The organism is Hydrocarboniphaga sp. (assembly GCF_028291725.1).
Taxonomy (GTDB): Bacteria; Pseudomonadota; Gammaproteobacteria; order Nevskiales; family Nevskiaceae; genus Hydrocarboniphaga.
Window position 1 is genome coordinate 1 of record NZ_JAQGNT010000025.1, and the last position, 14,017, is coordinate 14,017.

Here is a 14,017-nt window from a genome sequence, read left to right on the forward strand (position 1 = left end):
GGCGTTAGGACCCCGTAAAAAAGGGCAGTTAGAAACTTTTAAAATGAAATCGGAAACTGTAAAGCGAAAAGCGGGCTGTATAAACAGACGCAATCGTGCTACTACAAAGCTTCAAAATCCGGTCCGCAAAACAAGTTCTTGCGGACCGGATTTTGAAGCTTTGTAGGGAGCGTCTGTTGCGGCGAGCTCGGCGCTTTTTAGGGAGAGAGTGACTTTGAACCGTCGAACCGACGTTGTGTCCGAGGTCCTAACCAGGAGTTCATGCCGACGCGCCCGCCTTCGGCGGTCGTTCCCTCCTACGCTTCGCTCCGTCGGCGCGGCATAACTCCCGCGTTGGGCTATAAAAACGGGTGGCAATGCTCGTAATCGGGAGATTGAGTTTTACATCTGGCTTTCGTAGCAAAGAATAAACGTCGAGCAGCCACCATATATCCGCTAATAAGTCAGCCCGAAAATCTCTTACTCGTGAGGTTCCCATGAGGGGTTACGTCTACGCGCTTATCAATCCTTCCATGCCAGACGTGGTGAAGGTGGGACATACCACACGTAATCCGGACGAGCGTGCGAAGGAGCTTTCATCGGTTACCGGCGTTCCTACACCCTTCATGGTCGGGTATTCGATCGAGGTGTCGGATTGTGTTGTCGCAGAACAGCGCGCTCACCAACTTCTCACGCAGAAAGCCCTCAGAGTCAGCGGCAATAGAGAATTTTTTCGGGTGCCGTTCCAAGAAGTTGTAAAAGTTTTGATCCGCTTGGAGACATTGTTTCCTCTCATAGACGCAACTAATTTCGGGAATTCGGGAGAATCAAGGCTAGCGGAAAACGCCACCCTTAAGGTCGATAGCTGGCTTTCGGCCGAAAGTTCGGGCCTGTTCGCCGGCTCGATACCTCTAGGTAAAAACTCTTGCATAGGCTCTATGGTTCTAACACCCAATGTGGACTTCATATTGAAGAAGGCTATCCAAGCTGGTGACCCTCCTGAGTACAGATTCACCACGGACGGTTTGACTTGTACTGCTGGCGGATCATGGGACGACGCACAAAGACAAATGCGCAGGTTGAACAACAAGGCCAGTGCATATCCTTGCGTCGATTTTGCCATCACCCTCTTGGAAAACTTGCTAGGGCCAATGGGAGATGTGGTCGCCAATATCGGAGAGCGCCTCGGCCACACAACGCACCCGGAGGGGTGGTACGACTGGGAGACTTTTTATAAGAAGGCAGAGGATTCCGGACTGGTTAATGCCAAGGTGAAGATCGAACTCGGTTGTCGCACTGTTTCCCATCGGACACGTAAATACAGCGTGGCAACTGTGAAGCTGCTGGGTGCGGCTTAGCACCACAGCCAGATTGAGCGCAGCATGTCCAACCTCAGCTTAACCACCAGAGCAGTAGCAACACGGCATTCGAGGCTTGCTAATCAATGGTCGGCGCAAAATGGCCCAACAACGAGCTGCACCCGACGTATTTGCCTGCGCTTCGCTACGGCAGATCCGGGGGTGAGCCCGGGTATTGGGCCAAAGAAGAATGAGCGCACTATTGGCTGACTCAAGCCCTATTGCACTATGGGGAGCTATCCTGTCGACACTCCTCGCAGCCATAAAGCTGTCGGAGGTCTGGAGAGCGCGCCTCCGGATAGAAATTGACCCCAGCTTTACCGATAACGAAGACATAGGAAACGAAATAATAATTCGGAATCTTGGCGCTGTTCCGCTCATGATCACTCACTGGGAGCTCGTCTGGCGAGAGCGACACTTTCCAAGATGGAAAGAATCAAGCCTTGACAACCCGGGAGAAGACTACGGAGACATCAGGGTTAACGCGCATTCGAGCATCACTATGCAGTTCCGTGAGCAACGCCATTTCAGCACGAGCCACGATGTCGTTGCGGGACGTAAAATCTTTATTCGCTTGTTCATCGCCGGCCGGTCAAGGCCAATTTTGAGAAGAGTCTATGGTTAACCAAGCCTACTCGGCCCAACAGGTCGTTCCACCGGACGTATTTGCCTCCGCTGCGCTCCGGCAAATCCACCGGTGAACTCGGGCGTTGGACCGCGCGTTAACCTAGCGTTGGACCTAGAGGTGAGGACTGACGCGCACATAACATATATGTTACCATTGGTGTCATGGCATGGAACATCGCGTACCACACTGAAGCCGTGGAGTCCTTCGTACTGGGGCTGCCTGATGGGCTATTGGCGCGGTATTTGAAACTCACAGAGATGATGCTGGAGTTCGGGGCTAATCTCGGCATGCCCCACACTCGCGCCATGAGCGATGGTCTCTTTGAGCTTCGAATCAAGGGTAAAGAAGGAATCGCGCGCGTCTTCTATTGCACGCTCATCGGCCAGCGAATCGTCATGCTCCATGGCTTTGTCAAAAAGACAGACAAGACACCACCCAAAGAGTTGAAGCTGGCCCGAGAGCGGCTGGCGGAGGTAAAGAAATCATGAAGCACAGCGATCTCAAGAAAACGGCACTCGCTCGGCCAGGAGTGAAGGCAGAGTATGAGGCTCTTGGCCCTGAGTTTGAGCTACTTCGGCAAATGCTCGGAGCGCGCACCAAAGCGGGTTTGAGCCAAGCTGATGTAGCGGCACGTATGGGCACTCAGGCGCCGGCAATCACCCGGCTAGAGTCCTCATTGGGTAGCGGCAAGCACTCGCCATCCATTGACACGCTCAAGCGATATGCAGAGGCTGTGGGTTGCGAGCTGCAACTCAAGTTTGTTCGGAGTTCCCGGTCCAACAATAGGTTCCAGCCGACGTCCACGCCTCCGCTGGCGCTCCGGCGCGGCCGCGGCTGAACCTCGGCGTTGAGGCTGTAGAAAAATGAAATCGGGCACTGAAAGTCGAGCGAGAAACCCTCCCTGCGCGAGTTCTGATCGACTCGTTGAAGTCGAGCGCGTCAGAATTCAATGTAGGCGTATAGGTTTCCGCTTTTCTGGCAGTTCGGGCGGGCGCTCGAACATTTTTCTACAGCCTCGTTGGGCATAACAGAGACGTCTCACTAATCGTTAAGCACGCCTTCTCGGAGCACTCCATGTCTATCGTTACCCCGCCGCTTTATCTTGAATGTGCTTTATCTATTCCCGTTTTCGGCTCCCTTGCCGTCATCGTATTTCTGGGTTGCGCCTGGTTTATTGGCAATCCTAAGTTCAGAGGCAACAGGGCAAAAAACCTCGCACTACTAATGCTGGGACTCTGGGCGCTCGGCCCGCCAATTTGGTTCTTCTACGAGCACTTCTTTCATTTCCCTGCGCATGGAAACCCTGAGGCAGGTTATGCCGCGCTTGAAGGCGCTCAGGACGTTACGTCAAAAGTGTGGGCAGCTTTCGCCATTGTCCTAGGCGCGCTGTATAACAGAAAGTTTCCCGGCCTCTAAAAATTCATTCAGGTTATGCCCAACAAGGCGCTCCGGCTGACCCTTTTGCTGCTCGGCCCCGGTTGGTTTCAGCAGAGTTTGCCGTCGCGGCAAAAAGTCGGCTGAGCTTGTGCGTTGGGCCTAAAGTGAAAAGTTTTCTTCCCGCTGGCTGCAGTCCGCTACAAAAGTTCGCGGCGTGGTTCCATCAGGACTTCTCGCTCATGTTTCCTGACATTGCATCTGGTGGTCACGCGTATCTGGTCCAACTCAGCCCGTCAGAGCGGGCCGCAGTGTTAATGGAGCTAAGTCAATTCTTGGCGCAGTTTCCGGGCAAGTCCGAAGCGGGCCTACGCAATGCGTGGCTACGCCTTGGTGTTCAGTCATGGCCTCGGCAGGGCAGCACCAGGGCAATACTTGAGGGCTTTCTACAGTGAGTGCGTGCTGGCCCAACAAGGCGCTTCAGCCGACGTGGCTGAGCTTTAGGCGTTGGGCGGCTTTAATGCGGTAGCTCTGAATCCGCGGCTCCATGGCTTCTGCGGCAGAATATGGCGTAGTTGACATATATCCTGGTGCGAGAAGATGACGGATGAGCTTATCCTGGTTGATTTCGAGAACGTACCTACTGTTGATCTGGGTCAGATAGGCAGCGGGTGCAAGGTCATCGTGTTCACAGGGGCCTCACAGAAATCGGTTCCAATCGATCTGGTTACGGCAGCGCAGCGGCTCGGTGATCGCTTGGAGTGGCGTAGGGTAGACGCGAGTGGCCACAATGCCCTCGATTTCTTCATTGCGTGCGAACTCGGACGGGTCCAGGCCCTAGGAAACGGGACCAGCTGTACCGTTCTGTCGAACGATAAGGGCTTCGATCCCTTGCTCCGTCACCTCAACAGCGTCGGAGTGACATGCAAGCGCATCGGAAGCCTGCCAATACCCAGACCTCCGACGCCTAAATCGCCAACGCCTAAGCCGGCTGCGAAACCCGTAACGGATTCGTCCAACTATGGACGTGTGCTTGAAGTGCTCGGAAAGTCTGAGAAGAAGTCCAGGCCCCGGAGAAGGAAGACGCTCACGCAATCGATCAGCTCGATGTTTCAGAAGAAAATCGGTAAGGATGAAATCGAGCACATCATCGCCGCGATGATCGACGCCGGGAAAATCTCTCAGAACGGAACCACCATCACATATGCCTTCTAAGCGTGCGCAGAAGTTGTGAAAGCCATGGCACGACGCATACAGAGCAGATTGCCGCTTCGGCGCCGCCCAACCAGGCGTTCCAGGCGGACGTCTCTGCCGCCGGAAGTCTGCTTCAATCGGAGAGAGTAGGTTGTCGGCAGAGCCGCCGCTCGCTTGGAGGCACTACAAGGAAGTCGCGCCGGGCAGCACAGTATTCGGGTCAATGATCAGTGGCGCGTCTGCTTCAAATGGACACCATCCGGGGCTGCAGACGTCGAAATAGTGGACTATCACTGAGGATCGAGACCGTGCGGAAACTCAAGCCGATTACACCAGGAGAGCTTCTCGCCGAGGAGTTTCTCAAACCAATGAGCATCTCCCAGTACAGGCCGGCAAAGGAAGTCGGCGTTCCTGCCCAAAGAATCGGAGATATTGTTCTCGGAAAGAGAGCGGTCACGGCCGACACGGACCTCAGGCTTTGCCGATTCTTCGGGCTGTCCAATGGATATTGGCTTCGCGCCCAGGTGGCGCATGACACCGAGGTGGCAGAACGTGCCCTGAGTAGCGAGCTAGCTAAAATCAGGCCGTGGTCGGCCGCCGTCCAACTAGGCGCTCCAGCCGTTTCCGCCTCCGCTTCGCTGCGGCAAAAACGCGGCTGAGCGCTGGCGTTGGGCCTTGGTGAAGGCAGCGCTAACATCGTCCCGCTGCGGCTTCGCGATGATTCGCGTATGGGATCTGCCGCGGCACCTCCCACCGACCTCGGATCGGGAATGAGGTCCAGCAGAATCAGCGGTGGTGTCGGAGTCCGCGTGTAATCGCGGACCTACCAGCGTTGTTTGAAGAACCAGGCGCAGTTCCGATTGGCCTAAAAACCACCTTCAAGCCGAAGGGCGTCGTGTCACGCCAGTCGAGGACAGGCGCAGCGGCCTGCAACTCAGGCGCCCGCAGTAGTCGCCGTTGCGGTGCCGGCACCGTATGTCGAGTCAGCTAGTCGCTGGCGCCCGGTATTCGGGCAGCTTGCGGAAGTAGAAAATCGCCGCGACGCTGATTCCGATATTGCCGATCGCCACCAGCCAGAAGAACGGCTGCAGAAAATACGGATCACTGAGGAACATCCACGCCCAGAAGCCCGCCGTCAGCAGCACGAAACCGGTCAGCAAGAACGGCGAGAAGCCTTTGCGGCTGCCGCGCGCGCGCATCATCGCAATGTTGAACATTGGCGCCAGCACGACCGTAGTCGTGAACGACAGCAAATAATACGGGTCCTTGATCATGGACATGAACCACCAGAACAGGCCGTAGGTGAACAACTGCAGGCCGACATAACGGGTCAGCGCCTGGGGCAGACTCATGCCCGGAAACAAGTCGCGACGCGAGAAACGCAGGATCTGGTAGGTGACCACGCATTCGCAAGTGGCAAAGACGAGCAGCGCAACCCAGAAAGCGCGAACCAGCCAGAAATCCACTTCGTTGAACCAGTGGTGGAAGTTCATCACGTACGTGGTGTCGTGGGAGAAGAACCAGAGGTTGCCAACTAGCGGGATCGAGTGGGTCCTGTGCTTGAAGCCCATCTGGATCGCGCCAAAATACTGCATGTAGGCGCCGATGAACGAGACGATGCAGGCACCCAGCACCCACACCAGATTCTGCGACGTGTTCGCCACCACCGTCGCCGGATCGTAGCTGAGACCACCGCTCATGAAACCGAATATCATCTATCGCCCCCCGCATTGATGCGGACCGATGCATATCTATCGTGTGGCTCGGATGGCAGCGGCCGGCTCAGGCTGCGCGCCATCTCTGTGATCCACCCGCTGCTTGTGAAGAAAATTGTGGGGATACCTCAGGGTGCGCCCCCTTTTTTTCTCGCTTGCAGCATGTGCTCCAGCGTACCGACCCGTCCGATTGTAGTGCGTTAGCTCTGTACGAATCGTCACGTACGATTAGGGTGCAGCTGGAGTTCTTACCGGGACTACACGTTCAGTGGCAGCAGCGACAGAATTCCGACATCCGACTACCAGAAGGCGCAGGACGTGGCGTCTTACGTCGGTCAGAATCCGTCCTCCCGGCTCGCAATCGATGGTGCCAAGGCCGACCGGGTCGTTAACGTTCGTCAAGCGTTGATCAATGCCGTTGTGCCATCCGACAAGATCCAAACCGACGCTTTCGGCGATGCGGGCTTGCGCAATGACAATCAGGTTGCGGTGCTGGTCAGCAGATGATCAAGTTGTAGCGTCAACGTGGTGAACGGTGCGAACGAACTTCGCGCCGTTGGCTTGTGGAACGCTAAAGTGGCGTAATCGGGGACGTGCCACGGTTGGTTGAAGAACCACGCGCAGCCCCGAGTGGCCCTCAGGCGGCGACCAGCGACTCCAGGCCCTCGGACAGCTGTGCCAGCGGCGGCATGTCGACCAACACTTCGAGTGGTAGCCCCAGGCGCTGCATCAGGCGCACAGTGGCCGGCTCCGGGGCGGCGGTGTCGCCGCTTTCGAGGTCGCCGGCGGCCCAGGCGCCGAGCTGTACCACGCCGGCCATGCGAAAGCTCGAATCGCTTTCTTGCGGAGCCTGCGACTGCCGCAGGGCGGCCGTCATCGCTTCGGGAAAATGCCAGCGGTTGGCCAGCTCGGCGCCCAATTCGATGAACGACAGGCCGAAGCGCTGATGCTCGAAGGCTGCGCGCCCACGGTCGTAGAACGGCGCCATCGCATCGACGGCTCCGGCTTCGTCGCCGAGTGCACCATAGATCAGCGGCTCACCGACGGCGCGGATCAGGCCGATGGTGAAGGCGACTTCAGGGTCCAGCCGCGAGTTACGGGCGAGGTAGCGCGAAGCCACCGCCGTGTGCAGGCAATAGCGCCAGAACGGGCGCGACGGGAAGTTGGCCGGGAAGCGCACGCTGGTACTCATGCCGGAAGCCAGCACCAGGTTGCGCACGGTGTTCATCCCCAGAAAAATCACCGCGTCCTGCACCCGGTTGACGGAGCCCGAGCGGCGATAGAAAGCGGAGTTGGCCATGCGCAGCAGGCGCGTCGACAGCAGCGGATCAACGCTGACCAGCTTGCTGACACGGTCGATGTCGACCTCAGGCGCTTCGAAGGCGGCGATCAGATCGCGCACCACCTTGGGAATCGGCGGCAGTTGGTTGAGTTGTTCGAACAGACTCGCTTGGCTGGACATCATGCACTCCGGTGGCACGTATTGCCTTGTCGGCCGCAAGTCCAGGAACCTTTAGCGCTTCTTTGGTCACCGCTGCATTTCCTGAGACAAAGGGCCTGTAAGATGCGCCCCCCGTCGCATTTCCCAGGCAAAACCTCATGCAGCAGCTCACTTCCGCAGGACAGAACGTCGTCGATGATCTGGCGCGCCGCTACGGCCTTAGCCAGGGCGCGGTGGTGCATATGCTGGTAGCCGTCAATAACGGCGGCGGCACGATGGCGCAGTTCTACTGTCCCGAACTCGGTGGCGGCGGCCAGTGGATGCGCGGCGGCATGACCATGGTCGGCGATATGTTCAACTACGGTCTCAAGAACACCGTCGACAATCTGTGCAACGAGCTGTCGAACGCACTGGCGAACCTGCAGATGTTCCCTGCGGCGCCGGCCGGCTCCGTCGGCAGCAATCAGTGGTGGCCTGCCGGCCTCGGCAGCCCCTTCAGCAGCGGCGGCCAGAACAACATCCGCTACGCCGTGTTCCCGCAGCGGCTCGCGGTGGAATCCAACGGCCAGGTCACGGTCTACGACACGCTGAGCCACAGCATTGGCGGCGTGAGCCAGCAGCAGGGCGGCGACACTTCCCTGACTTTCAGCAGCCAGTATGGATCGGTTTCGGTGAACAGCCTGCCGATCGTTTCCGGGCCCGGATTGGCTGCGCCGCCGCAGAACAATTTTGCCGCACCCGCTCCGGCCTTCATTCCGGCTTACAACGACGCCGCTGTGTCTGCTCCGACACCGGTAGCAAGCCCGCGCCTCGGCGGTTCGTCGACCGACGACATCATCGGCCTGATCGAAAAGCTTGCGCGCCTGCGCGACGCGGGTGCGCTGACCGACGACGAATTCAACAGCAAGAAAAGCGAGTTGCTGAACCGCATCTAAGTGCCTCGTTTCCCCAGTACGGTCACGAATCCGCGGCGGATTTTCGCGCCTGGCGGCGTTGCGACTCCTCGCCATAGCGGGCTATGCCTCGTCGTCGCGCCTTGCCAGTGGCAAAACTCCGCGTGCGCCTTCGTGACCGTACTTGGGAACCGAGGTACTAAGGAAGATCGTCACGGATGAATTCGGCGACGGCCGAGTGCTTCGCGCCAGGCATCCGAAGGCAGGCGCGAGCCGCGATACCGCCCAAGGCGATAGCGGCGCGCTTCGTCGCCGAGCAAGGCTGGCAGCCCGACCAGCTCATACGGCGGATTTGGGAGCTTTCTCAAACGTTTTTGGTGGCGCCGACTCCGCAAAAGGCTTCCCGCAAAAAGATTGGCTAGGGATTGCAGACACCCGGCGACATCGGCATTCCTGATCCTGTCGCTGAGGGCTTGCGTTTACGTTCCCCAGGCATACGAGATTTAGATGCGGCGAATCGCGAATAGTTGGCGTTTTCTACGTTCTCGTTGGGCACACGAATTGCTGCTGGTTTGGACAGTTCATCGAAGTAAAGCCTTGGGTAGTTTGATATTGGCAGGAGCAAGCCGGAATGAGAGGAATCAGAAAATTTGTTCTACGAATACCCGTAAATTGTCATAAATTGGTAGTTGTCTTTTGTCTTGTAGCCATCTCGTCTCGAAATCCGGCATTCGCTGCTGCGCTTACCAAGCTCACCAGTTTCAACGGCGAGAATGGTGAAAGACCCTCAGCCAGCCTTGTGTTTGATTCATCGGGAAATCTATACGGAACAACGTCAGCAGGAGGAACGTATGGCGACGGCAATGTTTTCGAGGTAGCCCCCTAAGTTCGCAGTCGTGGCGGTCCTGCGAGCGCAGCGGGTTAAGCTGGGCGCGCATGTAGGGTAGAGCTTGGAGAGAAAGGGGAGCAGATGTCTGATCAGCAAAAGCCGGGCGCCGTGCTGTTTGCAAAGGACGTAACTCGGATCGCGCGGTTCTATGAAGAAATCGTGCCCATGAGCGTTACCCATGTTGAGTCTGAACTCATCGTTCTGGATTCGGCGGACTTTCAGCTCGTCGTTCATGGAATCCCGGCGAAGATCGCCAGGTCGATCGACATCACGTCGCCGCCGGCGCTTCGTGAAAACGCTGCGATGAAGTTGATCTTCCCCGTGGCCAGCATCGAAGCCGCTCGGGCTAAGGCCAAGGCATTCGGCGGTGGGCTCCATCCCAGGAAGAAGGAGTTTGAAGCCCGCGGATTCCGGGCCTGTGATGGCTACGACCCGGAGGGCAACGTGGTGCAGTTTCGGGAAAAGCTGCTCTGAACCGACGAGAGTCGAGGCTCGGAACCATCTATTCTTCGTCGCTCCGATTCTCAAAAAAGCAGCCGGTACGACCAGGCTGCAGCCGTAGTGCCCTGTCAGCGATGGGCAGCCAGGAACGCTTTGTATTCGCTGTCCAGGCTCTGCATCAGCGAGCCGACGAGTAGCAATTGCCCCTGCAGCACTTCGATCTTCTGTTTGATGGCGTCGGCCTGCTCGGGGCTCGGATCGGCGTCGCCGTCCTGCGTGTTCAGGAACGGGGCGACGCTGATGATGGCGTCGCGCGCGGCCTGCTGTTCGCTGTCGATCAGCAAGTCCTGAGTCGCGTAGATGCTGGCGTATTTTCTGGCTTGTTCGTACGTCATGTATGAGAGCGCGCCGGTCGATTGCGCGGTCTTCCAGCTGACGTTTTCGAGCACGCGGATTCCGCTGGCGATCTCCATCTTGCTGTCGGCAGGCAGCTTCCCGGTGGCGATCACGGTCTTGAGAATCCCGACATCGCGCGCCAGCGACTCCCGGGTCTTCTGCAGATCGGCTAATGCCTGGTCCATCCCCTGGGCATTGCGCGTGATTTCTCCACGCAAGCTGGCTTCGGCGTCGCGTACCAGACTGCGATGCTGGTGCCACTCGACCATGCCGTCGAGGCTCAATGCCATGAGCAGGCCAACGGTCGTGATGAATAGATGGGAAAAAAAGCTGCGCCAGCTACGAACGGGCCCGTCCGGCGAATGAGCATCAGGCACCAGTGCCACCTTGTTTGGTTTCACGGAGGACGAGGTTAGCAAAAGGTCGAACGGCTCGGATTCCGTCCGGGCCTCGGACGACTAAGTCGTAGGTCGGCAATCCCTTGCCGACGTGAGGCCCCGGGTGCGCATCGAAGGGTACACGTCGGCAAGGGATTGCCGACCTACGTGCGGCTCATGCCCCGGACTCTCCGTAGCAGCGCCAGGTGTTGCGGCCGCTGCTCTTGGCATCGTAGAGCGCGATGTCGGCGGCCTTGTACAGCGCGTAAGCGTCGGCGCCTTGGCTGGGGCACTGCGCGCAGCCGATGCTGGCGCTGATCTGCATCACCGCGCCTTTGAACGGCACCGGTTCGGCCAGGCTGGTCACGATGCGGCGACAGACCACGTCGACGGTCTCGCGTTCGCAGGCCCGCGTCAGCAGCAAGGCGAATTCGTCGCCGCCCATGCGCGCGAGGTGGTCGGCTTCGCGCAGCGCGAGCTTCAGCCGGGCCGCGGTGGCCATCAGCAGGGCGTCGCCGGCGTCGTGGCCGAGCGTGTCGTTGATCTGTTTGAAACTGTCCAGGTCGATCAGCAGCAGCGTGAACGGCTTGCCGTCACTCAAAGCCTGTGCAACGCACCGGCGTAGGGCTTCCTCGAAGCTGCGCCGGTTGGGCAGACCGGTCAGCCAGTCGGCGTAGGCGATCTTTTCCAGCTGGCGCTGGCTCTCGCGCAGCTCCTCGCTGCGCTGCTCCAGCTCGGCAGTGCGTTCTGTCACCAGTACCCGGAGTTCGCGCTGGCGGCGCAACAGGTAGAAGGTGCGCGCCTGCACCAGTGCGCCGAGCAGCCCGAGCCCGCAGAAGCCCGCAGCCGCGCGGAACCACCAGGTCTGGTACCACTCCGGCAACACGCGGACCGGCATCCGCAGTGGCTCCGACCATTCACCATCGCGATTGGAGCCGCGCAGCTCCAGGGTGTACTTGCCCGGCGGCAGGTTGGTGTAGCTGGCCAGCCGGCTGTCCGGTTCGGTCGCGACCCAGTCGGCGTCGAAACCGCGCAGACGGTAGGCGTAACGGTTGCGCGCCGGGGCCGAATAATCAAGCGCGGAGAACTCGATACTGAGCGCGCGGTCGCCGGGCGCAATCTCGAGCGGAGCCGATGAACTCCGTGTCTGGTTGAAGCGTCCGGCCGGCAAGCTCGCGGTGCGGCTGCGTGCTTCGGTGATGACCACCGGCGGACGATACGCCTGCGGCGCCATGCGCTGCGGCCACACGACGACGAGGCCGCCGGTGCCGCCGAACAGCAGCTCGCCGGCGGCGCCCACCGCGCCGGAGTTGGTCCAGAACGAGCCCATCCCGACACCTTGTGGCTGTTGCAAAGTGCGGATCGTGAAGCTGTCCGCGTCGATCAGCGCCAGGCCATTGTCGGTGCTGGCCCAGATATCGCCATGCGCGTCTTCCAGCAGCTTGTCGACGCCGGCCTGCGGCAGCCCATCGCGCACGCCGAGCCGGCGGAAACGCCAGCCGCCATCGCTGGCGCGCGGCTGCTCGACCTGGACGCCGCTGCCGAACGTGGACACCCACAAACGCCCGCGGCGATCCACCAGGGTCGACGACACGAAGCCGTTCGGCAGGCGGCTCGGATCGGCCGGATCGGCGGGCAGGCGTTCGATCGCGCCGGAGGCGGTGTCGAGCCGGGCGAGCCCGCTGCGAGTGCCCACCCACAGCGCCGTGTCCCTGCCGCGCTGGATGCTGGTCACGCGCGCATCGCCGAGCGCGGTGCCCGCCTCATGACGCAGAAGCACCGGTTTGCCGTCGCCGGCGCGCAGGTCCAGCGCCCACAGGCCGTCGAGCGCGCCGCCCAGCCACAGCACGCCCGCGTCGAAGCACAGCGCCCGGACTCCCGCGGTCGGGCTGCGCCCCGGCACGTTCAGGCGCAGCAGGTGCTGGCCGGCGCTATCGCTGCGGTACAGGCCCTGCTGGGTCGCGATGTAGACCGAGCCGAGTCCGTCGCTGGCCAGCGCCTGGACGCGCCCCTTGGGCAGCGCGGTGCCGGCGTGCGCCGGGTCGGGACGCAGCTGCCCGACGCGGCCGAGCAGTGGGTCGACGATGTCGATGCCGGCACCCGCGCTCAGCCAGACTCGGCCGTCGGGCAGCGGCAGCAGCGCGTACACATTCGCGTTGCTGATGCCCTTGGTTCGCCCGGGGCCGCCGAGCAGCGTGGCGACGGCGCGCTGCTGCGGATCGTGCTGGCTGGTGGCGGTACCGGTGGCCACCCAGACCAGGCCGCTGCGATCGCGGTACAGCGCCCAGATTTCGTCGTCGCTCAAGCTCGTCGGTGTGTCCGGCGCGTGGCGGATGCGCCGCGTGGTGCCGCTCTGGATATCGACCGTGACGATGCCGCCACCATCGGTCCCCAGCCACATTTGGCCGGGTGCCGCCTCGACGATCGAAACCACCCCATCGCTGTGCAAAGTCGAAACCGGTTCGCTTTCACGCACTGCACGGACATCGCCGGCTTGGATGACGAAGGCGCCGCCGGGGCGGGTGCCGACCCAGATGCGCGCGGCGCTGTCCTGGTACAGCTGGACCACGGCCGGCGCCGCTTCCTCCGCGCTCCCCAGCAGCACCGCGGAGAACGCCAGAGCGCCGCGCTCGCGCCGCCACAGGCCGTGGCGTGTGCCGGCCCACAGCGTGCCGTCGCGATCGTTCAGCAGCGCCTGCACGCCGCCGTCGGGCAGCCCCTGGGGCAGCGGCTCGCCGGCCGGTGTCCGCTGCCGGCCGCCGCTGGCATCGACGTGATCGAGGCCCGCGCCGGTACCGACCCACAAGCCGCCGCCGCCGTCGTCGGCAATCGCCCACACCGCGACGTCACCCAGTCCCGAGGGGCTGGCGACGACGACGAACGCATCGCGCTCGGCGTCATAGCGCGCCAGGCCACCGGCGCTGGTGCCGACCCAGAGGCGTCCGCGATCGTCAGTGTGCAGCGCCAGGATGAAGCTGTCGGGCAGCGAGCCGGGCATCTGCGGGTCGGCCGTGTAGCGGCGGAAGTGATAACCGTCCCAGCGCGCCAACCCGCCCTGGGTGCCAACCCAGAGGAAGCCGCTGCCGTCCTGCGCCAGCGCGGTGCCGGCCCCCGCCTCCGGTACCGTGTAGTTGGTGAACAGGGTGTCCGACAGCCCGGCCCACGGCGCTGCGTCCGCTGCGGGAGCGGCCAGGGCGGCGGCAGGGAATATCCACACCACCGTCAGCAAGCAGTGAAACCAGCGTCTTGGGACGGACATGAGCAACCAGCGTGCGCGAACCTGACCTCAGAACTTCGGGCCGTTCCACGATAGCGGCGTCCGACTCTGGAAC

The 14,017-nt window shown here is 60.8% G+C and carries 14 protein-coding genes and 1 pseudogene; 11 read left to right on the plus strand and 4 right to left on the minus strand.

The features are described from left to right. The first annotated feature begins 476 nt into the window (after window positions 1-476). From JWQ90_RS06480 to JWQ90_RS06505, 7 genes and pseudogenes are all read left to right on the plus strand, one after another. Window positions 477-1,337 carry a GIY-YIG nuclease family protein gene (locus JWQ90_RS06480; protein ID WP_299690970.1) on the plus strand — a complete coding sequence of 287 codons (861 nt, stop codon included), beginning with the start codon at window positions 477-479 and terminating at the stop codon, window positions 1,335-1,337. 789 nt (window positions 1,338-2,126) lie between these two features. Continuing rightward, window positions 2,127-2,453, plus strand: a complete 327-nt coding sequence (locus tag JWQ90_RS06485; protein ID WP_299690973.1) for a type II toxin-antitoxin system RelE/ParE family toxin — start codon at window positions 2,127-2,129, stop codon at window positions 2,451-2,453. A gap of 92 nt (window positions 2,454-2,545) precedes the next feature. Beyond that, window positions 2,546-2,803, plus strand: a complete 258-nt coding sequence (locus JWQ90_RS06490) for a helix-turn-helix transcriptional regulator (RefSeq protein WP_299691119.1) — start codon at window positions 2,546-2,548, stop codon at window positions 2,801-2,803. A 236-nt stretch (window positions 2,804-3,039) separates the two neighbouring features. Next, the gene (locus JWQ90_RS06495; protein ID WP_299690976.1) at window positions 3,040-3,381 is read left to right on the plus strand and encodes a hypothetical protein; all 342 of its coding nucleotides are present in this window, start codon (window positions 3,040-3,042) and stop codon (window positions 3,379-3,381) included. A gap of 558 nt (window positions 3,382-3,939) precedes the next feature. Beyond that, window positions 3,940-4,554, plus strand: a complete 615-nt coding sequence (locus tag JWQ90_RS06500) for a PIN domain-containing protein (protein ID WP_299690979.1) — start codon at window positions 3,940-3,942, stop codon at window positions 4,552-4,554. A gap of 150 nt (window positions 4,555-4,704) precedes the next feature. Then, window positions 4,705-4,830 (plus strand): annotated as a pseudogene (locus tag JWQ90_RS29130) (type II toxin-antitoxin system RelE/ParE family toxin); the annotation flags it as partial. An 11-nt stretch (window positions 4,831-4,841) separates the two neighbouring features. Further along, the gene (locus JWQ90_RS06505; protein WP_299690982.1) at window positions 4,842-5,192 is read left to right on the plus strand and encodes a HigA family addiction module antitoxin; all 351 of its coding nucleotides are present in this window, start codon (window positions 4,842-4,844) and stop codon (window positions 5,190-5,192) included. A 324-nt stretch (window positions 5,193-5,516) separates the two neighbouring features. Here JWQ90_RS06505 and JWQ90_RS06510 read toward each other — a convergent pair whose 3' ends face one another. Further along, window positions 5,517-6,233 carry a hypothetical protein gene (locus JWQ90_RS06510; RefSeq protein ID WP_299690985.1) on the minus strand — a complete coding sequence of 239 codons (717 nt, stop codon included), beginning with the start codon at window positions 6,231-6,233 and terminating at the stop codon, window positions 5,517-5,519. Window positions 6,234-6,566: 333 nt separating this feature from the next. On the opposite strand from JWQ90_RS06510, the gene JWQ90_RS06515 reads away from it, so the two are divergent. Further along, the gene (locus tag JWQ90_RS06515) at window positions 6,567-6,755 is read left to right on the plus strand and encodes a hypothetical protein (RefSeq protein ID WP_299690988.1); all 189 of its coding nucleotides are present in this window, start codon (window positions 6,567-6,569) and stop codon (window positions 6,753-6,755) included. A gap of 130 nt (window positions 6,756-6,885) precedes the next feature. Here JWQ90_RS06515 and JWQ90_RS06520 read toward each other — a convergent pair whose 3' ends face one another. Continuing rightward, window positions 6,886-7,710 (minus strand): HDOD domain-containing protein, encoded by an 825-nt coding sequence (locus tag JWQ90_RS06520; protein ID WP_299690991.1) that lies wholly within the window; start codon window positions 7,708-7,710, stop codon window positions 6,886-6,888. A gap of 137 nt (window positions 7,711-7,847) precedes the next feature. Here JWQ90_RS06520 and JWQ90_RS06525 point away from each other — a divergent pair, with 137 nt between their 5' ends. The 3 genes from JWQ90_RS06525 to JWQ90_RS06530 all read left to right on the plus strand — a co-directional run bounded on the left by JWQ90_RS06525 (window position 7,848) and on the right by JWQ90_RS06530 (window position 9,945). Then, entirely contained in the window at window positions 7,848-8,624 is a 777-nt protein-coding gene (locus tag JWQ90_RS06525; RefSeq protein WP_299690994.1) for an SHOCT domain-containing protein, read from the plus strand. A gap of 589 nt (window positions 8,625-9,213) precedes the next feature. Further along, entirely contained in the window at window positions 9,214-9,468 is a 255-nt protein-coding gene (locus JWQ90_RS29135; RefSeq protein WP_366919454.1) for a choice-of-anchor tandem repeat GloVer-containing protein, read from the plus strand. Window positions 9,469-9,552: 84 nt separating this feature from the next. Continuing rightward, the gene (locus JWQ90_RS06530; RefSeq protein WP_299690997.1) at window positions 9,553-9,945 is read left to right on the plus strand and encodes a hypothetical protein; all 393 of its coding nucleotides are present in this window, start codon (window positions 9,553-9,555) and stop codon (window positions 9,943-9,945) included. Between the two features lie 95 nt (window positions 9,946-10,040). Here the strand turns inward: JWQ90_RS06530 and JWQ90_RS06535 are convergent, their stop codons facing one another. Then, window positions 10,041-10,598: a hypothetical protein gene (locus tag JWQ90_RS06535; RefSeq protein WP_299691000.1), complete on the minus strand. Its 558-nt coding sequence runs from the start codon at window positions 10,596-10,598 to the stop codon at window positions 10,041-10,043. Between the two features lie 262 nt (window positions 10,599-10,860). Further along, window positions 10,861-13,944, minus strand: coding sequence for a ligand-binding sensor domain-containing diguanylate cyclase (locus JWQ90_RS06540; RefSeq protein ID WP_299691003.1), 3,084 nt, complete (start codon window positions 13,942-13,944; stop codon window positions 10,861-10,863). Window positions 13,945-14,017: the final 73 nt, after the last annotated feature.